Genomic DNA, 21,025 nt, shown 5'->3' with positions numbered 1-21,025 from the left:
GCGTCTTCTCTCCGCTATAGCTTGGCCCCGAAGGGCAAGTGTTAGTGTTTATATGGTGTAGCGTGCGACCTGAAAACAGCACGCACGCTAATGCCCTTAGATGTAACGTTTACGTCAACGAATGGCAACTGTTGATCGTCTGATTGTGATGTTAGCCGTCGCTATTTTCTACTTGTGCATCGGCCTCACGATCAAGCAAGTACTGGGTTAGTAGCCCAACCGGGCGGCCGGTAGCGCCTTTCTGCTTGCCAGAGTGCCAGGCGGTGCCAGCGATATCCAAATGCGCCCAGGGGAAGTGATCGGCAAAGCGCGACAGGAAACACGCTGCGGTAATGGTGCCTGCCGGGCGGCCACCAATATTGGCCAAGTCGGCGAAGTTGGAATCTAGCTGTTCCTGATATTCATCCCAAAGAGGCAGATGCCAAGCACGATCCCAAGCCGCTTCGCCAGCGTCCAGCAGGTCGAGTGCCAGATCATCATCGTTGGAAAGCAGCCCCGTTGCGTGATGGCCAAGGCCGATAATGACCGCGCCAGTGAGGGTGGCAATATCAACCACGCTAGCCGGGGTAAAGCGCTCTGCGTAGGTAAGCGCATCGCACAGCACCAAACGGCCTTCGGCATCGGTGTTGAGCACTTCAACCGTCAAGCCTTTCAGGGTTTTGATAATGTCGCCGGGCTTGGTGGCTGCGCCGTCAGGCATGTTTTCAGCAGCGGCAACAATAAACACCACATTTAGCTTGGGCTTAATGGCGAGCACTGCTTTTACGGTGCCGAATACGCTCGCCGCACCGCCCATGTCGAACTTCATTTCATCCATGCCTTCGCCGGGCTTCAACGAGATACCACCGGTATCGAAGGTGATGCCTTTGCCCACGAGCACATGGGGCGCTTCTTCAGGATTTTCCGCACCCTGGTATTTCATCACGATCAGGCGAGTCGGCTCTTGGCTACCGCGCCCAACAGACAGCAGTGAGCCAGCGCCCAGCGCTTCCAGCGCCTCTTCATCTAAGATTTCAACCTCAAGGGCGCCTTGGGAATCACGGCCTAGCTGCTCGGCTTGCTCGGCAAGATAACGAGGTGTGCAGACATTACCCGGCAAGTTGCCCAAGGTACGAGTAACGTTGATACCCTGGCCAATGGCGGTGCCCAGTGCTGCACCTTGTTTGGCCATCGGTGCTTCGTCGGCATCGCTGACAATCAGATCCAGCTTGGTCAGGCTGGGAGCTTTTGTGGGTGATGATTTGAACTGGTCAAAGCGATAAACAGCGCGTTCCGCCGCTTCGAGTGTTTTACGGGCTTTCCAAGCAGTGTCGCGATCTTCTAGAGGAACGTCGGTAAAGGTAGCGCTAGCTTCGTCAATTGGCAGCTTGGTCAACGCTGCCATGGCAGCGTCTAAGGCTTTGATAAACGCCGCTTCCTGGCATTTGGCACGTTCGCCTAGGCCAACAAGCAATAAACGTTCGGCGCCCAGGCCCGGCGCAAAGGGAACTAGCTGCACATTGCCCAGCGAGGCATCAAAGTCGCCACGGTCAAGCAGCTGGCCAATTAGCCGTTCGCTCGCATCATCTAATTTGGCGACGGCGGGCAATAGGTCGCTACCTTTAAAGACAGGCAAAACGAGGCAAGCCGTTTCGGCTTTGGCTGGGTTCGCGGTCTGAACGGAAAATTCCATGACGTCTCCAACAAGACAAGCATCGAGTGATTCGGGATAATGCCCCGTTACTTGGGTTTTTGATAATCGGTTTTTGATAACAGGTTTTTGATAGCAGTTTGATTAGTGTACCCAAGCCATGGGCGCATTGCATTGCAACCTGCGCTACTAGCCGGAGAGTGCGTTGATTTTATTTCGGTACTTAACTCGCGAAGTATTACTTACGATGTCAGCGGTGGCGGGAATTTTGCTACTGGTCATCATGGGCAGCCGTTTTATTCGCTATTTCTCTGATGCGGCAGAGGGTGACATTCCGGTCACTATCTTAGGCAGCCTGATGGTTTTTCACCTGCCAGGATTTATGGAGCTGATTCTACCGCTATCTTTTTTCCTGGGAATATTGCTGGCCTATGGTCAGCTTTATATGAACAGTGAAATTACCGTGATGGTCGCGTGTGGTATGAGCCCTATGCGGCTGTTGCGAGTAACGCTGCTGCCTGCTTCGGTCGTGGCAGTACTGGTGGGGCTGTGTAGTTTGTGGCTAACACCTGCGGGCGCGTTACAAACTGAGGCCACGCTTGAAGAGCAGCGCAGTCGATTGGATGTGTCAGTACTGGCACCTGGGCGTTTCCAGGATTTCGGTGGAGGACGTACCGCTTACATCAGCGATTTCAGCAGCGATGGCACTGAAATGCAGGAAGTGCTGGTTCATGAGCAGCCTGTGGCTGGGGCGGAAAAGACCCATAGCTACGTGACCCGGGCGGGTTCTGGTTATCAAGAAACCAGTATGGAAACTGGCAGCCGTTTTCTAGTGCTGGAGGATGGCGAGCGCTATGGCGTAACGCCAGGGAAACAAGCTGCCGAGCGGTTAACGTTTGAACGCTACACATTACGCCTGGGCTTGAGTCGGAATCGACAAGAGCTGGATGCTTTAGAGTACGCGACCACGACTGAACTATGGAACGACCCCAGTCCTCGTGCCCAAGCGCAATTTCAGTGGCGAGCGGGGTTACCGCTAATGGTGTTTGTTTTGGCATTGCTAGCCCAGCCGCTTTCCAGAGTAAACCCTCGTCAGGGGCGGTTTGCCAAACTACTGCCTGCCGTTTTTCTTTACGTCGCTTATTTGAGCCTGCTATTGGCTGCGGTGGATGCGGTCGGTAAGGGCGCGCTGGAAGTTGCGCTGGGGGTTTGGCCGGTACACGGGCTGTTTTTGGCGCTTGGCTGCCTGCTGCTATGGCACTCGCAACGTAAAGGAATGCGCTAATGAAGGGGCTAATTCATGCTTGCTGATCGTCTTGATCGTTATATTGCCCGCAATGTGTTGGCGGCCATCATTGTCGTCCAGTTCGTCCTGCTTGGCTTGGACATCACCATCGCCTATATCGGTGATTTAGGCGACACCCAAGGTAACTATACCGCGTTAGACGTGTTGATTTATCTGGGCATGCGTCTGCCTTGGCGATTTTATCAATACGCTCCGGTGGCAGTGTTGATTGGCGCGCTGATTGGCATGGGGAGCATGGCATCCAGCAACGAGTTAACGGTGATGCGTGCCGCTGGCCGGTCGCTTGCGCGGATTGTCTGGGGTGTCATGAAACCGGTGCTATTAGTGGTCGTGGTGGTACTGCTGGTCGCCGAATTTGTATCTCCCCGTACGGAGCAATTTGCCGAGGCATGGCGTTTAGAACAGCGCCAGGGGGAAGGGGCGCTGCTAACTAGCCGAAGTGGTTGGCAGTTTGAAGGAGAAAGTGTGTATCGCTTTGGCGCTATTCGTGCGGATAACGTGGTGCTGGATTTAACCCGCTATCGTTTTGATGAGCGTCGGCTAATTGAGGCTACCCATGCGAATCGCGCGCATTGGGAGGAAGGCGCATGGCAGTTGGAAGGCGTTACCACTACGCATATTTTTGATGATCATACAGAGTCGGAGTATCAGCAATATGCAGGTTGGGATACTGCGTTAACGCCCACTCAATTGGAACGCTTGCTGCGTGATGTCGAGAGCCAAGCGCCCAGTGAACTGTGGGCGTACGCTAACTTTTTGCAAAGTCAAAACCTCCAAGCTGACCAACCGCTGCTCTATTTCTGGCAAAAGGTGCTGATGCCACTAACGATGGGATCACTGGTATTAATCGCCGCTTCCTTTGTGTTTGGCCCACTGCGCACGGTGGCCGCAGGTACGCGAGTGTTTTATGGCGTGGTGACCGGCCTTGTATTTAAGTATGTACAAGACCTGCTGGCACCAGCATCAACCATCTTTGGTTTTTCGCCTGTGTGGGCGGTGTTGGTGCCAACTCTTGCCTGTGCGGCGGTAGGTATTTATTTCTTACACCGCAACGGCTAGTTGCGGCGGCGATACGTGAATGAGGATGAGCATAGTGACGAGCAAGGTGACGAACCCCCGGCGCTTTACCCAACTAGATAGCGTTTGGCCTGCTGGGTTAAGCCGCCGTTTAGGCGCGATGCTGTACGACGGATTTTTGGTCACAGCCATTTGGCTCGCGGTGACGGTGGCTCATCTGGCTTTTTTTCGCTTTGTGCTGGGGCAGCAGGCTGACGAGATAGGCACAACTCAATTTGATATCTGGAGCCTTAGGCTGATGTTGCTGTTCTTTGTCACGCTATTCTTTGTCTATTCGTGGCGGCGTGGCGGCATGACCTTAGGGATGCAGGCATGGCGGCTGCGGGTGCAAACCACCGATGGTCATGCGATTACACTTAAGCAAAGTCTCGTTCGCTGTGTGACAGCCTGGCTTTCCCTGGCCGCGTTTGGCATTGGTTACTGGTGGGTTTTGTTTGATCGACAGCGCAGAAGCTGGCCAGATATCGCCTCGAATACGCAAACCGTGGTGCTACCGAAAAAATAATTTTACCGCCTGCTTTGCTAAAAATATTGCTATGACAAGGCGTTATCATATGGCTCATTTTTATTAAGACGAATGGCTACCAAAAAGCATCTATTTCTACTTGAAAAGATGTATGCGAATCATTTACATTCATCTCATGATCTTTATGAGGTGTTGCCATGTACGTTTGCGTGTGCAAGGGAGTAACCGACCATCAGATTCGCCAGCACGTTAGCGATGGAGCGCGCAGTTGGCGAGAAGTACGCGAGGCCACAGGTTGCGGAACCCAGTGCGGAAAATGCGCTTGTTTTGCTAAATCGCTAACCCGTGAAGCGGTTCAGGAGGCTCGTTGCGAAGCGGATATGAGTCTCGCTTACGCTGTGTGACGCGAATCACTATTGTTAGATTTATCGTTAGCAACTATATGATTCTTTTGAATTTTTAGTCATTTCCTATATACTCCCAGCATCGTTGGGAGTAAGCCTATTTATGGCCTATACTCTCTAGTTAGCGTAATCGCACACTAAGAAAGGTGACGTCATGAAAGGTGATCCCAAGGTTATTCAGCATCTCAATATCGCCCTCGGCAATGAACTGGTAGCCATCAACCAGTATTTTTTGCATGCCAAAATGTACAAAGACTGGGGCTTTAAAGAGCTTGCCAAGTGGGAATACGATGAGTCCATTGAAGAAATGCAACACGCCGATAAACTAATCGAGCGTATTTTGTTCCTTGAAGGCATTCCTAACCTGCAGGATCTAGGCAAACTACATATCGGCGAAAATGTAAAAGAAATGCTCGAAAGTGATTTGAAAATCGAGCATGACGGTCGCAAAGACTACATCGAAGCAATTACCTACTGTGAAAGCGTTAAGGATTACGTAACCCGCGATCTACTGCGTGACCTGCTTGCCGATGAAGAAAGTCATATTGATCATATCGAAACGCAGCTTGGTCTGATCGATAAAGTAGGTATTCAAAATTACCTACAAAAACATATGCAGTTGGCGACTGACGAAGAGTAACGCTTGTTAATTTAATTAAAGCGTCAATCAGCAAAACGGGCAGCCATGTGGCTGCCCGTTTTTTTGGCTGTTTAGGCCTTCTATTTTTGAGCTTGGATACTGCTAGCGAGATAGTTTGCTTAAACCCATCAGGTTTGAAAGTGACACCGCTAGTACCGATAGCAAAATCAGTGCTAATGCGGGAATCAGCACCGCCCAAGGCGCTCGCTCAATATAGGGCATACCTTCGGCAAGGATTAACCCCCACTCTGGTGAAGGTGGGCGTGGCCCCAGGCCGAGAAAACCAAGTGCTGCCAAGGCCAGCGCTACGCCAGGTAAGCGCAGCATGGCGTGGCGAAACACTGGGCCAAGCACGGCCGGTAAGATGTAACGGCTCATTAAGCGGAAATGACCCACGCCTAGCATTGGCGTAATACGCACGTGGGGCTGGGCTTTTACTTCCGCCACCAGTGCTGCTGTGTGTGCAGCAAGCGGAGCCCAAGCGACGGCTGTTACCGCAATGATCGCGCCGCTAGCGCTTGGCCCTATTAGCCCAGCGACAATCAATCCCGCAATGGTGGGGGGCGTTGCCTTGGTGATTTCAATAGGACCCGTGGCGAGCTTGGGGGCTAGTCCAATCAGCAGCCCTATTATTAGCGAAAAGAATACGACGACGGTTGCCATGCCCATGGTGGACAGCGCTCCGTGAGCTACTCGCGCCAAAATGTCGCGCCCAGTGCCGTCGGCACCTAGTGGTAACGCAAGGCTTGGGGATTCTAAGCGCATGAACGCGGAGCTAAACGGATCACGTCCCATCCCCGCTACGATTAGCACAAAGAGTAGCAACATCGCGATGGTGGGTACGACCCATGCCCTGCGTGGAATAGGTGGCTCGCTATGCGCCACGGGCAGAGCCCCAAGCTGAAAAGCACGGCCCAGTAACAGCACGCGACCAATATTGGCCAAGCTGCCTAATATAATGGCGATAATCAGCAGAATCAGAATGCCAGTTTGTAGCGCGGGAAGGTCCTGGGCAGATGCTGCGCCAAGCGTTGCTCGACCCAGGCCTGGAATAGAGAATACCTGTTCGACGGCAATGGCTCCACCCGTCAGACCCACCATGACCATGCCGACCTGAGGCATCAGGCTGGGTAAGGTGCGTCGCAGTGCGGCCATGACAATTCGGCTGGGTGAAAAGCCTGCTACGTTCCAGGTAGCGACCCAGCGCTCGCTGAAGGTGGCAGCAAGGCCATCGCTAAACAAGCGGCCCAACAGACCGCCTGCCGGAAGGCCCAGCGCAAAGGCGGGCAATAGGGCATAACTAAAACCTCGCCAGCCGTAAGGCGGTAGCCAGTTTAGCCATGCTGCAAACACGACTAGCAGTAGTGAGGCGAGTAGAAACTCAGGCAGAGCCGTCAGAGCTGCACCAATGGTGCCGGAAGAACGGCTAACCTGACCTCGCAAGCCACGCCGTACCACGGGGGTACAGATCAGCGTAGTGGTAACCACCGCGACCAGCATGCCAAAGGTCATTAGCGTAAGTGATACCTGGGCGCTCTTTAACATACCCGGTAGCACGGGGGCGCCGGAGATCCAGGAGTTGCCTGCATCGCCATGCAGCAGACCCAGCAGCCAGCTCTGTAGCTTCTCGAAGGGGCCAAGATCCAGGCCTAACTGAGCACGAATGGCTGCTAAGGCTTCGGGGGTGGCTTCCTGCTCGGCAGAGCGTGCCCGCAAAATGCTCAGTGCAGGGTCCCTGCCGGATAACCACGGCAGTAGCCCCACCAGCACCACCACGCTGGCTAGTGTAACCAAACGTGAGAGCAGCGGAATAAAGGGCGTGATACGCAAGCTGCGCCATAGGCGCAGCGGTATTGCGGTTGTCATGCGTGGCGTACCCTTAGGAGTCACTGTCGACGTCGATGGTTGTCTGCTCAGTGATCAGCGCACGTTCGCGGGGGTCGCGCTCGGCGTTAGAGACCCGCGCTGACTCGCCCTGAATTACGCGTTCGTGGAGCATCGGAATAGCCGCATCAGTGCGCAAAATAGCTGCTTCCGCCTCGATAATTGCCTGACGACGCTCACTTCCGGTGGGCAGCGTGACGGCATTGGCTAGCGCTTCATCGACGGCGGGGTCACACAACTGGGCGATGTTGAAAGAGCCCGCACAAGCGAAGTCGCTGAACATATAGGCCACCGGGTCGCCTGAATCGAGGACGGTGGCACGCGAAAGAATAAAGGCGTCAAACTCACCGGCTAAGGCGTCTGCTTCGATATGTGCGTACTCACGCACTTCTTGGTTCACGTTAAAGCCTGCACGGGTCAGCTGCTGTTCAAGCAGTACAGCCACTTCGGGCAGCTCGGCGCGGTCAGTAAACGTCGCCAGGGTGATGTCAGTGCCGTTTGGTTCGGTGGGTGCAGTGCGATCTTCAAGCGGGGTGCGGTAGTCGCTTGCCCACGCTAGTGCCGGGCCGAGTAACCCTTCAGCGATATCCGCGCGCCCTTCGTAAACGGTATTCACAATAGCGGAGCGGTCTATTGCGTCACGAACGGCTGCGCGCAGGCCGGGGTCGGTCATTGGGCCTGATTCGGTATTCAGGTAAAGCGTATTGGTGCGTGGCATGGGCACTTCGTGGACTAACTCAGGGTCAAGCAGCGCCACCTGAGACACCGGAATCGCTTCAACCACATCGGCCACACCGGTTCTTAAGGCTGCCGCCCGAGCGGTGCCGTCGGGGACATAATCAGCATCAATACCGGCCACTTTGGCGGGCTCGCCCCAGTAGTCATCAAAGCGATCCAGATGGGCGCTGCTAGTACCGTTGATCTCTGTTAATACGAACGGGCCGGTACCTGCTTTGATGGGGTTAACCCGGCCATCCTCGCCATAGGCGCTGGCGGCTAAAATCGCTAGCTGGGGGCTTGATAGGCGATTGGGAATCAGCGGGTCATTGGTATCGGTGCGCACAATCACCGCATTATCACCATCGGCTTCGATGGTCATGTTCACGCCATCTAAAATGCGTGGTTTCGGGGCGGCATGGGTGGCCGCAGTGAGAGCGTTCACTACGTCGCTAACGGTCAGTGTCGTGCCATCATGAAAGCTGACCCCATCGCGAATCACGAACCGCCAAATATGGCCATCGAGCTGCTCCCACTCGGTGGCCAGAAATGGCAGTGGGTCGCTGCTGGCATCCAACCGAATGAGCGTTTCTGCTGTGCTCCAGCGCGACAGTTTGAAAGCATCATCGGAAAGTGGCGTTAATCCCGAGCGAGGTGGCTGCAGCATCGCTAGGCTGATTCGTTCACCGGCCTCTGAAGATGTGGTGTCACGCTGTTCATCAAAACAACCGGCCAGCAGTAACGGGGCGGCAAGGGCAATAGACAGGGAAAGGTGCAGCGGACGGGGGAACATCGTAAAAACTCCAGTTGAAGTGACGGGCAGGAAAAATGGGTAGAAAAAGTAAAAAAGTTACAAATACGTTAATTAAAGTGCTGCTAACTCAGCTGCATTGCAGTTTGGATGCGCACAAGTAGGTAGTTGCGCAACGGCATTGATTAGCGAGCGCGTAGTCGGATGATGGGGGGCGCGCCAAAGCGCTTCCGTTGAGCGATCTTCAACTATTTTGCCGTCATCCATGACCAGCGTGCGTTGGCACAATTGGGTGACCACCGATAAGTCATGGGACACCATCAGTAGCCCTGTGCCGCTTTCATCGCATAGCTTTTTCAGCACGCTAATCACCTGCGCGCGAACCGGTAGGTCTAGGCCGCTCAGTGGCTCATCGGCGAGTAAAAAGCGCGGGCGCGTAGCAATCGCACGGGCAATAGCGACCCGCTGAGCCTGGCCACCGGAAAGCTCATGAGGCAAACGGTCCAAAAAACGTGCATCTAAGCCAACTTGCTCCAGCGCTTCTCTGGCACGTTCTCCCGGGGCGCAATCAACGTTCAGCCTTATTAATGGCTCGGCCACTAGCGCTCGAACACTCATGCGAGGATCAAGGGAGGCACCGGGGTCTTGGGGAATATACTGAACAGCTCGACGGTACCATCTAAGCTTGGCCGTGGAGGCGGGACGTACCGTTTTATGCAGACAAGTAATCGAACCCGTATCGGGCGCTTCAATCGCTAACAGCGAGCGCAGTAATGTCGTTTTCCCCGATCCTGACAAGCCGACTAGTCCGACACGTTCACCCGGATAAAGCGTCAGGTTGATGTTATTCATTACTTGCTTGCATTCACCCGCCCGCCAAAAAACGGTGCGGGGTAACGAGACGCTTTTATAGAGCCCGTTTGCTGAGAGGAAGGCTTCCTGGCACTTAAAAAGTGGATGGCTCTGCATTTAGGCACTCTTCAAATAGTCAGTTGGGACTACTTCAGGCGGTTGCACATTATGCGCCGCCGCTACGAGCGCTTGAGTGAATGGGTGCTGCGGGGAGGTGATTAGGGTGTCTAACTCACCGCTTTCGATCATCATGCCCCGTTCAATAATGACTGCCCGCTGGCATAGCTGTGCTGCCGCGTGTAGATCATGAGTAATGAATAGCAACGCAGATGCTGAGCTGTCGGTATGTTGACGTAATGCGCGTAACACTTGGGATTGAGTGACAACATCGAGCGCAGTCGTAGGCTCATCGGCAACCATTAACGATGTTTTACACGCCATAGCCAAGGCAATACAGACCCGTTGGCGTTGCCCACCAGAAAGCTCTGCTGGGGTGCGCTTGATTAACCGTTGGGGCTCTGGAAGGTCCAGTGATGCGAGAAGTGCCACTGCGGCGTCAGTCGCGGCTTGGCGCGATAGGCCGTGATGGCGTAAAAAGGGTTCCCGCAGCTGGAAACCGATAGAAACTAAGGGGTTAAGCGCCGAAAGTGAATCCTGAAAAACCATTGACACTCGTGAGTTTTTTAGCCGCTGTGTTGCCGATGTCGCAATCGCTTCTTGGCCTTGAATCCGTATACTTCCCTGAGCTTGAGCATTAGGGGGCAGCAAACCGAGCACAGCTTTAGCTGTGAATGATTTCCCCGAGCCAGATGCGCCCAATAGGCAAACTCGCTCACCGGGCATGACGTCAAACGAGAGTCCATCGACAACCTGTTGCTGGCCGATTTTAATGCGCAGATCACGCACGGATAACACTGGGTCGCTGCACATTGACACCATCGCTTGCTGAACCGCTCAATAAGATATTTTGGTTATGATATAACATTGGCTGGTTGGGCATCAATCTATGCGTTAATGCTGCGTCTAAAAAGGCGTGTTTCAGTGGTTAAAACAACTAGTCAAAACAGCGAGTCAAAAAGTGGTCGAAGAAGCTAAGAGATGCCCATAAAAAAAGCGCTGATTAACTCAGCGCTTTTTCTCTTAAGGGGCAGTAGAACAATAACTTACTTGGTAGCAGTAGATAGTGTTTGGGTCTGTCCCTCTTGGCCTGCATCAAAGGCATCAGCATGCTCATCAACAGCAAAGGTTGCGCGGCTTAAGCGGCGTACACGCTTCATAAACAGTGCGATACATACCAGTGTTCCCAGCGCCGCGACGATACAGCTTGTTTGCAGTGGTAAGCCAAAGCCAATCGGTGCGTAGGCTAAATAGGTAAAGGTGGCCATGGTCATAAAGACAGCTGGGATCGAGGTAATCAGATAAGGCTTACGTGATAGCACTAGGTACATGGTGCCGACCCACAGTGCGATAACCGCGGTGGTTTGGTTGGCCCAGGAGAAGTAGCGCCATAGCAGGGTAAAGTCCATGTGGGTAAGCGCGTAAGAAGCAACAAACAGTGGCAGGGCGATCAAAATACGCTTAATAATCGGCTTCTGCTCAACCTTGAGATAGTCAGCAATAATCATTCGTGCACTGCGGAAGGCGGTATCGCCCGAGGTAATCGGCAGCACAATAACCCCCAGCACGGCCAGCGTGCCGCCAACAGCGCCAAGCATGCTAATAGATACTTCGCTGACCACCGCTGCAGGGCCACCAGCCGCCAGCACTGCGGACAGCGATTGTTCGCCCTGGAATAAACTCATGGCGGCGGCGGCCCAGATCATCGCAATCACGCCTTCGGCAATCATCATGCCGTAAAAGATTTTACGGCCATTGGTTTCGTTTTGCGTCGTGCGTGAAATGATGGGGGTTTGCGTGGCATGGAAGCCTGAAAGAGCACCGCAGGAGATCGTTAAGAACAGCAGCGGGAAAATGGGCGCTCCTTCCGGATGCATATTCTGGAAAGAGAGTTCTGGAATCGGTGCGCCGGTAACAACCAAACCAATACCGATGCCTGCGGCGCTGAACAGCAGCAAAGCGCCAAAGTAGGGGTAGATACGGCCAATGACTTTATCAATCGGTAGCAGCGTAGCAACCAGATAGTAGGCAAAAATCGCTAGAATAATGAGCGTTAAAGAGAGTGATGTCATATTAGAAAGCAGCGCTGCGGGCGAGGTTACAAAGACCGTGCCCACCAGCAGTAACAGCAAAATAGCAAAGCCGTTGACCACATGCTTCATGGTTTTACCGAGAAATTTACCCGCCAACTGAGGCAAATGAGCCCCGTGATTGCGAATCGAGATCATACCGGTGAGGTAGTCGTGTACGGCACCTGCAAAGATGCAGCCAACCACAATCCATATAAAAGCCACTGGGCCATAAAGCGCGCCTAAAATGGGGCCAAAAATCGGGCCGACACCGGCAATGTTAAGCAATTGAATAAGTGAGTTGCGCGTGGTGTTCATCGGCACATAGTCAATATTGTCACGCATACTAAACGCCGGTGTTTGACGCTTGCGGTCAGTAACAAACACGCGCTCAACAAACTTGCCGTAGGTGAAGTAGCCCACGACTAGAAGAATTATCGATACAATGAAGGTGATCATTCAGGGCACTCAGTCTCAGGGGGATTAATAGGGTAGTGCATGCTAGTGAATTACTTGTTAGCACGCTTATTTGGCCGGGCTGAATGTACCGACTCATCAGGAGAATCGCTTTAAGACTTTAGTGGCCAATGGTGCTAGCAAGAGCAATCATCAACACAAAAAAGGGCAGCGCTGTGCTGCCCGATATATCGCTATATTGATGGGGTTTTAACCGCTACGATTCAACGACGCCGCAGGCCATGCGCGCACCGCCACCGCCTAAGTGGGGGGCATCTGAATACGTATCGCCGCCCGCATGGATCATCAGGCTGCGCCCCGGCATATCTTCCATACTCAAGCGCGGTGCCAGCACGGGAAGGTTAGCTTCGCCATCTTCATTCACCGTGAGAACCGGTAGGTCGCCCAGATGGCCATCGCCGTAGGGGCCTTGGTGGGTACCAGCCTCTTCAGGATCGTAATGACCACCTGCAGACAGCGCTGCTGTCATTTCGCCGCTATCGTTTTCAGCAGGCTCGCAGCTGGCATTTTGGTGGACATGAAAACCGTATACGCCGGGCTCTAGGTCAGTTAACGACGGCGTAAGCAACACGCCGTGCTCAGTATGCTCAATAGCGACAGTCCCAATAGACTCTTCAATTCCTTCAGCGCTGACCTTGTGCATTTCAACGTCGAGCGCTTCATTGGCCTGAGCGGTAGTTGCCAGCAGAAGCCCCGCGGCAATACCTGTTAGCGGTAGTGAATAACGCATAGTGCAATTCTCCTTTCCTTATCCATGGAAGCTCGTATGACGAGTTGCCATTTCAAGGTAGCTTCCGCGAAGCAACTCTGCCAATGGATCGGGCGTTGGGCTATTTGCTTTCTTGATGCCGCTAGTAGCGGATGACATTGAACCGTTAAGCCGCGACAATAGCGCGCTGCTTCAAATCACCGCGATTTGTTATCTCAATTGCCGTTACCGGGGAGTGCCATGTTGCCATTGAACATCCTTTATCAGGATGAGCACCTTGTTGCAGTGCATAAGCCGTCTGGGTTACTAGTGCACCGCTCGGCGCTGGCGCGTGGAGAAACAGAATTTTTGCTTCAACGCCTGCGTGACCAAATTGGCAAACGAGTGTATCCGGTGCATCGGTTAGATAGACCCACCTCTGGCGTGATGGTGTTTGGTTTATCATCTGAAGCGGCAGCCGTGTTGAGTGAAGGCTTTAGCGAACGGCAGGTAGAAAAACGCTATCTGGCGGTAGTGAGGGGCAAGGCGCCGGAGCAAGAGCGCCTTGATTACCCATTGCGGGAAGAAGATGGCACGCGCCCCAAAGCCGAGATGCCTGCTATGCCCGCGATGACCGATATTCGACGCCTGGATAGCGTTGAATTGCCTGTGCAGGTAGACCGCTATCCAGTGGCGCGCTATTCGCTAGTGGAAGCGCGGCCTATGACCGGGCGGCGACATCAGATCCGTCGCCATCTTTCTCGGCGTGGTTATCCCATTATTGGTGATGCCAAGCACGGCAAAAGTGTCCACAACCGTTTTTTTGCGGATCAACTGAATGCTCCCCGTTTGCTGTTGGCTGCCAGCTATTTAGCGTTTGATCACCCCTTAGCCGATAAGCGCATCCAACTAAGCTGCGCACTCGATGCGACCATGAGAAGCCTATTTGAGCAATTCGGCTGGGCTGGGCATCTGCCGCTAGATAGCGTGCGCACCCCAGCCATTTCAACGCCCGCTGTGCTTCAGCGGTAGTCGTGATGAATCGAACCGTGCTGTCAAATAGCATGTTGTAAAATAGAGAGCCTGTAATGTCTTCGGATTATGACTTTCGCTTTGGCGGCATTCGCCGCTTGTATGGCCAACGTGCTGCCACGGCGTTTCGCCATGCCCATGTTGTGGTAGTGGGTGTGGGTGGCGTGGGGAGCTGGACGGTAGAAGCGCTGGCGCGTTCTGGCATTGGCAAGCTAACGCTGATTGATTTGGATGACGTATGCGTGTCCAACGTCAATCGTCAGCTCCATGCGTTAGACGCCACCATTGGCCAGCCAAAGGTGGACGTGTTGGCCGAGCGTTGTCGCTTGATTGCCCCGGAGATAAACGTCGTAGCCGACAGTGCTTTTGTCACGCCCACTAACCTTGCCGAGCGTATCCCCGATGATGCCGATCATGTGGTGGATGCCATTGATAGCGTGATCGCCAAGGCAGCGCTAATCGCTTGGTGCAAACGACGTAAACTACCGATTACCGTGACGGGAGCTGCAGGCGGTCAGACGGATCCTACCCGCATTCAGGTGGCAGATTTAACACGTACTGAACACGATCCACTGCTTTCTAAAGTGCGCTCGCGGCTGCGCCGTGATTATGGTTTTTCGCGTAATCCCAAGCGGCGCTTTTCCGTTGAGTGTGTCTATTCTGATGAGCAGTTGGTGTACCCTGGCGCTGACGGCGAAGTCTGTCTGCAAAAGCCCGGCAACGGTGATGCTACCCGCTTAGACTGCGCCTCAGGCTTTGGCGCCGCCACCTTTGTCACTGGTACGTTTGGTTTTGTCGCTGCCTCAAAAGTGCTCGAACGGTTGGCTAAAAAAGCCGCTAAGCCCATGCCTTCAACGACCCAACAAGAGGAAAGTGAATGACTGCGCCTGTTCCCGGTATATATCGCCACTATAAAGGCAGCCTTTACGAAGTACTGGGCACCGCTCAGCACAGTGAAAATGAAGAGGTGCTGGTAGTTTACCGTGCGCTTTACGGCGACTACGGCCTGTGGGTGCGCCCGCTTACAATGTTCACTGAAAGCGTTAACAAAGACGGCCAGCCACAGCCGCGCTTTGCATTAGAGAAAGCGTTTAATTAATCCGTTCCCTAGCAGCGACAACACTCAATAGCGTTACGTTTCCCCTTCGATATTTATGCGCCACCCGGGTCTTTTCTCAAAAAAAGTCCCGGGTGTTTTTGTCGTGCGCTATTGCTTATATTCCAAAATGAGCTATGTTTATAACAATTGTTTTGACGGGGTTATGCCTTGCGCTGCTGCTTAAAGCGGCAGCGAGAAACGCTGGAGAGATGCATGCAAACACAATCGTTAGAGAAGGGCGTTGCTATTACTTCACAGCTCACGGTCGAGGAGCTTGAGCACGTAAAAGCTCAGGGCTTTAAAACGGTGATCTGTAACTGCAAGCCTGGTGAAAGCGCTGAGTTTTCTGGAGAGGATGCTTACCGCGTTAAAGCAGCAGAACTTGGCCTTCATTGGGTACACATTCCTGTGACCCCCGGCGAGTATAGCCAAGTGGATGTCGCCGCTTTTGCTAAGGCGTTGCAGCAGCTACCTCGGCCTATTTTGGCGTTTTGTCGGTCAGGTAAACGTGCTACCCATCTTTGGGCTTACGCAAAGCGCCATACCGAAAAATGCGATCTGGCGGAACTATTTTCCGCTGCCAAAGCAGCCGGTTTTGATTTGGAAGAGCACCGTCAAGGGCTTGAAAATCAGACAGCGTAGGCGTGCGGTGTGATGTGCCTTAGTCAGTGCTATTACCAGAGCGAGTACTCCCCATGAACATAGAGCGTTGGGTGCCTGTGGTTGGCTGGCTGCGGCGCTATAACCGGGCTGTGTTATTTAAAGATTCGCTGGCAGCCGTTATCGTCACGCTAATGCTGGTGCCCCAGGCGTTGGCCTATGCCTTGCTGGCTGGGTTGCCGCCAGAGATGGGCCTGTATGCCAGTATGCTACCGCTGGTGCTTTACGCCATCTTTGGTACCAGTGCCAGCTTGGCGGTAGGGCCGGTAGCCGTGGCAGCATTAATGACGGCGTCGGCTTTAAGCAGCTTTGCTACTCCAGGCAGCCCTGAATATATTGGCGCTGCACTGGTGTTGGCGGCGCTTTCAGGATTGATATTGATTGCCATGGGCGTACTGCGGCTGGGCTTTTTGGTCAACTTCTTAAGCCATCCGGTTATTTCTGGGTTTATCACTGCGTCGGGAATCTTGATCGCCATTAGTCAGCTCAAGCATATTCTAGGTGTTGAGGCTGCGGGGCATAATGTCATCGAGCTGCTGGGCGCACTGTTCAGCCAGTGGCGACAGGTCAATCTCATCACGCTGCTGATTGGTTTAGGGGTGTGGGGCTATCTGCTGGTTTGCCGCAAGCGCTTGAATACCTGGCTGATGGCGATAGGTATCTCGGCCAGCGCTTCTGGATTGATGGTCAAAGCCGCACCGATTTCAGCGGTGATGGTGACTACGCTGCTGGCCTGGCACTTTAACTTGGGGCAGTACGGCGTGGATCTGGTCGGCTTTGTGCCTAGCGGCTTGCCTGCCATTACGCTGCCTAGCCTAGATCAGTCGCTATGGCTTGGCCTGTTGCCTGCCGCTTTATTGATCAGTTTGGTGGGCTTTGTAGAATCGGTATCCGTGGCGCAAACTCTGGCGGCTAAGCGCCGCCAGCGTATCGATCCTAATCAAGAGCTTATCGCTCTTGGGATGGCCAATTTGGGCGCTGGCGTCAGCGGTGGTTCGCCGGTTTCAGGTGGGTTTTCACGCTCGGTAGTGAACTTTGAAGCGGGGGCGGCAACACCGTTGGCCGGGGCATTTACCGCCTTAGGTATTGTGCTTTCTGCGCTGTTGCTCACGGGTCTGCTGGCCTTTCTGCCGACGGCGACATTGGCCGCTACTATTATCGTCGCCGTGGGCACATTGATTGATCTGCCCGCAGTAAAGCGCACTTGGCAATACTCCCGCAGCGACGGCGTGGCAATGGTGGCGACCTTGCTACTCACCCTGCTGCACAGTGTCGAGGTCGGCATTATCAGCGGTGTGGTGCTCTCACTAGGGCTGCACCTGTATCGTACCAGCCAGCCCCATAGTGCCGTGGTAGGGCGGGTGCCGGGCACCGAACATTTCCGCAACGTGAAGCGCCATGAAGTCGAAACCGATCAGCATGTGGCCATGCTGCGCATTGATGAAAGTCTTTACTTTGCTAACGCTCGCTACTTAGAAGATACCGTGATGGCACTGGCTGCTCGTTCCCCTTCGTTAAAACATATTGTATTGACCTGCCAGGCGGTGAATGTGATTGATGCGTCCGCGCTTGAAAGCTTAGAAGCGATTAACGGCCGGTTAAAAGATGCTGGCGCAATGCTGCACTTGGCGGAAGTGAAAGGCCCGGTGATGGATCGCTTAACCAACACAGCGCTTTACCGCGAGCTAACAGGGCAGGTGTTTTTTACCACCTTTGAGGCTTGGCAGGCGCTGGCTCTCCCCGCACAGAATGAAAAGCCGCACCCCTGCACTTAATGGCGCCCCTTGATTGGAGAAAATGACGTGAACGCGTTAGCTTAGCCCTAACGTATTGACGACACTCCAGGGAACGGCCATGACCTCGCTATCACCGCAGCAGACGCTGAAGGCAGTATTCGGATTTGATGCTTTTCGCGGCGGCCAGCAGGCGGTGGTGTCCAGAGTGTTGGAGGGGCACTCCACGGCGGCGATTTTTGCCACCGGGGCGGGGAAGTCACTCTGTTATCAGTTGCCTGCACTTCATCTTCCACACCTGACGCTGGTGGTATCGCCGCTGCTGGCACTAATGCAGGATCAGCTCGCTTTCTTGGCACGCCATGGTGTTGCAGCCGCCAGTATTGATTCCACCCAAGATCGCGCTACGACCCGTGATGTGATGGGGCGCGCCAAAAACGGTGAGCTGAAAATCCTTATGGTGTCGGTGGAGCGGCTTAAGAACGAGCGTTTTCGGCACTTTCTACGCCAGGTTCAAATATCGCTGCTGGTGGTTGATGAAGCACACTGTCTCTCTGAGTGGGGACATAACTTCCGCCCCGATTACCTTAAACTGCCCGATTATCAGCGTGATTTTGCTATTCCCCAGGTGTTGCTACTGACAGCCACGGCCACGCCAGCGGTTATCGCTGATATGCGTGAGAAGTTCTCAATCGTACCGGAAAATGTCATTACCACTGGCTTTTATCGCGCTAACTTAGAGCTTCTGGTGGTGCCCGCCATGGAAAAACGTCAGCAACAGTTGATTGATTGGCTTATGCCACAAATGCCGCCTGGCAACGAAGCGCCTACGATTATTTACGTCACCTTGCAGCAAACCGCCGAGCAGTTGGCAAGTGCGCTGGAGGCCCAGGGGATTGCTGCCCAGGCGTACCATGCGGGACTGGATTCAGCCCGCCGCGACGACATTCAGCGCCAGTTTATGAGCGGCGAATCGCCCTGCATTGTGGCTACCATTGCCTTCGGCATGGGGATTGATAAAGGCAATATCCGCAACGTTGTGCACTTTGATCTACCTAAATCGATTGAGAATTACAGTCAGGAAATTGGTCGGGCAGGGCGCGATGGACTGCCTTCCACCTGTTTAACCATTGCCGGACGCGATGGTCTGCGAGTGCTTGAGAGCTTCGTTTACGGCGATACGCCTGAGTACGCGGGTATTTTGCGTTTATTGGAGGAAATCTCATCAGCCGGTCAAGCGCCAGATCGCCAGTGGGAAGTGCTGCTCAACACGCTTTCCCGAGATACCAATATCCGCCTGCTGCCACTTAAAACGCTACTGGTGCGGTTGGAAATGCACGGCATAATTGCGCCGCGCTTTGCGTTCTTAGCCGAGTATCGGTTGCGCTACCATATTGAGCCTACTGCCTTGGTGGGGCGCTTTGAAGGAGAGCGGGCAGCCTTTGTACGTTTGTTAATCGACAATATTGCTATTGCTCGTACTTGGGGGACGGTGGATTTTGAGCGGCTGCATCAGGCTGGGCAGGCACAGCAAATTGATGCTTCCCGTGCCCGCGTGATTACCGCGCTTGAATACTTCCAGGATAAAGGTTGGTTGACCCTGGAAGGTAAACGCATGACCGATGTGTATGAAATTTGTCAGCCGGAATTTTCGGTCGAGGCGGTGGCGAGCCAGTTGTTTAATGAGTGCCTACAGCGGGAGCGAATCGAAATTGATCGGCTGCACTCCATGCTGGCACTGTTTGAGTCGCAAAGCTGCCTGACTCGGCGGTTAGCTGAGCATTTTGGGGATACCACCTTCGATGGACCACTTGATACCGAGCAGGGCCGCTGTGGTCACTGTTCGGTATGCTACGGCAACCCGGTTCGGCTGCCGGATGCGACGCCATTACCCGCGCTGTCTGAAAAGGATTTTATCCGCTATGCCACACCGCTGATTGAACGCCACACCGAACAGTTCGGCCAGCCGCCCAATGCCCAGCGGCTGGCACACTTCTTATGCGGTTTAACTATGCCGATTTTTACCCCACTCAAAGCCCGCGGCCTTAACGGTTTCGCGGTCTTTGAGCAGCGTGCCTACCCTGAAGTGCGGCAGTGGGCAGAGCGCTGTTTAGCTAGCTCCGGCAGTTAAAGCATTACTCCCAAGCGGGGAACGGATCGGGTAGCTGCTTCCAGGCTTCCATACCTTGTAGCAGTTCAGCTTCACTTAGCAGGCAGGCGTCTAGTGCATCACGCATCTTGGCTTGGTCCAAGTTCTGGCCGATAAACACCAGCTCCTGGCGCATGTCGCCAAACGGCTCCTGCCACTTTTCCATAATGAACTGGCGAGTTTCAGGATCTTCCGGCCAGTTAGCTTCGGGGATAGCTTTCCAGAACACGCCCGCTGGGCCGTGATGAGCAATACCACCTGCTTGGCTCCATTGGCCTGCAAAGCGTGGCCGAGTAGCAAGCCAGAAAAAGCCTTTCGAGCGTAGCAGCCCTTTACCAAACCACCCTTCATTGAGTAAAGCGTGGAATTTCTGCGGGTGGAAAGGGCGGCGAGCGTGGTAGGCAAAGCTGCCAATACCGTACTCTTCGGTTTCTGGCACATGCTCGCCACGCATCTCTTTTAGCCAACCAGGCGCTTGCTGGGCGCGCTCAAAATTGAACTTGCCAGTATCAAGCACCTTGTCTAGCGGCACGCCACCTTGAGTGATGGGCACCAGCTCTGCATCAGGGTTTAGTGAGCGCAGAATCGCCGTTAGCGCATCAAGCTCTTTTTTATTGATCAGATCCGTTTTACTGATCAGTAATACATCACAAAACTCGATCTGGTCGACCAGCAGGTCCGCGACGTTACGTTCGTCGTCGTCACCTAAGCTTTCGCCCGCTTCAGCGAGGCTCTGCGCTTCGCGGTACTGCTCAAGAAAGTTGGCTCCATCGACAACAGTGACCAGCGTATCAAGGCGTGCAACGTGGGAAAGGCTCTGGCCGCTTTCATCTTCAAAGGTGAAGGTTTCCGCCACGGGTAGCGGTTCGGAAATCCCAGTGGACTCAATCACCAAGTAATCAAATTTACCCTCTCTGGCCAGTTGACTAACTTCTTCTAGCAAATCTTCACGCAGCGTGCAGCAAATGCAGCCGTTGCTCATTTCTACTAACCGCTCTTCAGAACGGTTCAGCGCTACCTCGCCATCTAACGTGGACTCGCCAGGGCCGCCACGCACTAATGCACCGTCGATATTGACCTCGCTCATATCGTTGACAATCACCGCGACGCGGCGACCTTCGCGGTTAGCCAAAATATGATTGAGTACGGTGGTTTTACCTGCACCTAGAAATCCTGAAAGTACGGTGACGGGCAGGGGAGAAAACACGGTCATTGTGAATGCACCTCTAAGCGGGTTTTTATAAACGGCGTTATGTTATGTGATAATATAACAT

19 protein-coding genes are annotated in these 21,025 nt (G+C 53.8%); 11 read left to right on the top strand and 8 right to left on the bottom strand.

What is annotated here, in order from left to right; translation table 11 throughout:
* Nucleotides 1-151: 151 nt before the first annotated feature.
* Complete coding sequence (locus CEK60_RS11780) at nt 152-1,672, bottom strand: leucyl aminopeptidase (RefSeq protein ID WP_089039193.1); 1,521 nt, start codon at nt 1,670-1,672, stop codon at nt 152-154.
* 163 nt (nt 1,673-1,835) lie between these two features.
* Here CEK60_RS11780 and lptF point away from each other — a divergent pair, with 163 nt between their 5' ends.
* From lptF to bfr, 5 genes are all read left to right on the top strand, one after another.
* The gene (lptF, locus tag CEK60_RS11775; RefSeq protein ID WP_089039192.1) at nt 1,836-2,915 is read left to right on the top strand and encodes an LPS export ABC transporter permease LptF; all 1,080 of its coding nucleotides are present in this window, start codon (nt 1,836-1,838) and stop codon (nt 2,913-2,915) included.
* 15 nt (nt 2,916-2,930) lie between these two features.
* A complete protein-coding gene (gene lptG / locus CEK60_RS11770) occupies nt 2,931-3,995 on the top strand; it encodes an LPS export ABC transporter permease LptG (RefSeq protein WP_089039191.1) in 1,065 nt (354 codons plus the stop codon).
* A 118-nt stretch (nt 3,996-4,113) separates the two neighbouring features.
* Nucleotides 4,114-4,518: an RDD family protein gene (locus tag CEK60_RS11765; protein ID WP_226912679.1), complete on the top strand. Its 405-nt coding sequence runs from the start codon at nt 4,114-4,116 to the stop codon at nt 4,516-4,518.
* Nucleotides 4,519-4,676: 158 nt separating this feature from the next.
* A complete protein-coding gene (locus CEK60_RS11760; protein ID WP_083001105.1) occupies nt 4,677-4,883 on the top strand; it encodes a (2Fe-2S)-binding protein in 207 nt (68 codons plus the stop codon).
* A gap of 154 nt (nt 4,884-5,037) precedes the next feature.
* Entirely contained in the window at nt 5,038-5,523 is a 486-nt protein-coding gene (gene bfr / locus CEK60_RS11755) for a bacterioferritin (protein WP_089039189.1), read from the top strand.
* 102 nt (nt 5,524-5,625) lie between these two features.
* Here bfr and CEK60_RS11750 read toward each other — a convergent pair whose 3' ends face one another.
* The 6 genes from CEK60_RS11750 to sodC form a co-directional block, all read right to left on the bottom strand.
* Nucleotides 5,626-7,389, bottom strand: coding sequence for an ABC transporter permease subunit (locus CEK60_RS11750; RefSeq protein WP_089039188.1), 1,764 nt, complete (start codon nt 7,387-7,389; stop codon nt 5,626-5,628).
* 13 nt (nt 7,390-7,402) lie between these two features.
* Nucleotides 7,403-8,917, bottom strand: a complete 1,515-nt coding sequence (locus CEK60_RS11745) for an ABC transporter substrate-binding protein (RefSeq protein ID WP_089039187.1) — start codon at nt 8,915-8,917, stop codon at nt 7,403-7,405.
* Nucleotides 8,918-8,989: 72 nt separating this feature from the next.
* A complete protein-coding gene (locus CEK60_RS11740; protein WP_089039186.1) occupies nt 8,990-9,844 on the bottom strand; it encodes an ABC transporter ATP-binding protein in 855 nt (284 codons plus the stop codon).
* A complete protein-coding gene (locus CEK60_RS11735) occupies nt 9,845-10,657 on the bottom strand; it encodes an ABC transporter ATP-binding protein (protein ID WP_089039185.1) in 813 nt (270 codons plus the stop codon). It abuts the gene before it with no gap.
* Nucleotides 10,658-10,890: 233 nt separating this feature from the next.
* Nucleotides 10,891-12,372 (bottom strand): carbon starvation CstA family protein, encoded by a 1,482-nt coding sequence (locus tag CEK60_RS11730; protein WP_089039184.1) that lies wholly within the window; start codon nt 12,370-12,372, stop codon nt 10,891-10,893.
* Nucleotides 12,373-12,586: 214 nt separating this feature from the next.
* Entirely contained in the window at nt 12,587-13,120 is a 534-nt protein-coding gene (gene sodC / locus CEK60_RS11725; RefSeq protein WP_089039183.1) for a superoxide dismutase family protein, read from the bottom strand.
* 219 nt (nt 13,121-13,339) lie between these two features.
* On the opposite strand from sodC, the gene CEK60_RS11720 reads away from it, so the two are divergent.
* The 6 genes from CEK60_RS11720 to CEK60_RS11695 all read left to right on the top strand — a co-directional run bounded on the left by CEK60_RS11720 (nt 13,340) and on the right by CEK60_RS11695 (nt 19,733).
* A complete protein-coding gene (locus CEK60_RS11720; RefSeq protein WP_089039182.1) occupies nt 13,340-14,110 on the top strand; it encodes a pseudouridine synthase in 771 nt (256 codons plus the stop codon).
* 56 nt (nt 14,111-14,166) lie between these two features.
* A complete protein-coding gene (tcdA, locus tag CEK60_RS11715) occupies nt 14,167-14,991 on the top strand; it encodes a tRNA cyclic N6-threonylcarbamoyladenosine(37) synthase TcdA (RefSeq protein ID WP_089039181.1) in 825 nt (274 codons plus the stop codon).
* Nucleotides 14,988-15,209 carry a DUF1653 domain-containing protein gene (locus tag CEK60_RS11710; RefSeq protein ID WP_089039180.1) on the top strand — a complete coding sequence of 74 codons (222 nt, stop codon included), beginning with the start codon at nt 14,988-14,990 and terminating at the stop codon, nt 15,207-15,209. The genes tcdA and CEK60_RS11710 overlap by 4 nt, the downstream gene beginning before the upstream one ends.
* A 213-nt stretch (nt 15,210-15,422) precedes the next feature.
* Entirely contained in the window at nt 15,423-15,851 is a 429-nt protein-coding gene (locus CEK60_RS11705; protein WP_089039179.1) for a TIGR01244 family sulfur transferase, read from the top strand.
* 53 nt (nt 15,852-15,904) lie between these two features.
* Nucleotides 15,905-17,644: a SulP family inorganic anion transporter gene (locus tag CEK60_RS11700; protein WP_089039178.1), complete on the top strand. Its 1,740-nt coding sequence runs from the start codon at nt 15,905-15,907 to the stop codon at nt 17,642-17,644.
* Nucleotides 17,645-17,723: 79 nt separating this feature from the next.
* Nucleotides 17,724-19,733 carry a RecQ family ATP-dependent DNA helicase gene (locus CEK60_RS11695; protein WP_089039177.1) on the top strand — a complete coding sequence of 670 codons (2,010 nt, stop codon included), beginning with the start codon at nt 17,724-17,726 and terminating at the stop codon, nt 19,731-19,733.
* A 4-nt stretch (nt 19,734-19,737) separates the two neighbouring features.
* Here the strand turns inward: CEK60_RS11695 and zigA are convergent, their stop codons facing one another.
* Complete coding sequence (gene zigA / locus CEK60_RS11690; RefSeq protein ID WP_089039176.1) at nt 19,738-20,964, bottom strand: zinc metallochaperone GTPase ZigA; 1,227 nt, start codon at nt 20,962-20,964, stop codon at nt 19,738-19,740.
* Nucleotides 20,965-21,025: the final 61 nt, after the last annotated feature.

The organism is Halomonas sp. N3-2A, from assembly GCF_002216165.1.
GTDB lineage: Bacteria > Pseudomonadota > Gammaproteobacteria > Pseudomonadales > Halomonadaceae > Vreelandella.
This window is presented reverse-complemented; position numbering and strand designations above follow the sequence as displayed.